Source organism: Paralimibaculum aggregatum (genome assembly GCF_030270585.1).
Taxonomy (GTDB): domain Bacteria; phylum Pseudomonadota; class Alphaproteobacteria; order Rhodobacterales; family Rhodobacteraceae; genus Thermohalobaculum; species Thermohalobaculum aggregatum.
Window position 1 is genome coordinate 1 of record NZ_BSYI01000176.1, and the last position, 280, is coordinate 280.

General features: G+C 71.1%; 1 protein-coding gene. It reads left to right on the plus strand.

The features are described from left to right. Window positions 1–132: 132 nt before the first annotated feature. Window positions 133–280 (plus strand): ATP-binding protein (locus QSJ97_RS24835; protein ID WP_285675185.1); only part of this gene is annotated, 148 nt, incomplete at its 3' end.

The following is a 280-nucleotide window of genomic DNA, read 5'->3' on the forward strand; positions in this document are numbered from 1 at the left end:
CACGAAGACGTTCCAGACCCGGATGCGTGCCGCCAGGCTGCGCCATGTCGGCGCCTGCATCGAGGACGTGGATGACCGGGCGCCCGAAAGCTCGACAGGGCGCTGTTCAGGGACCTTGCCACGGGCAAGTGGATCGACGAGCACCGCAACCTGCTGATCACCGGCCCGTGCGGGGTGGGCAAGACCTGGCTCGCCTGCGCCCTCGGGCGCAAGGCCTGCCGCGACGGCAAGTCCGTCCTCTGCCACCGCCGCCCGCAGCTCCTCGCCGAGCTCGAGCTCG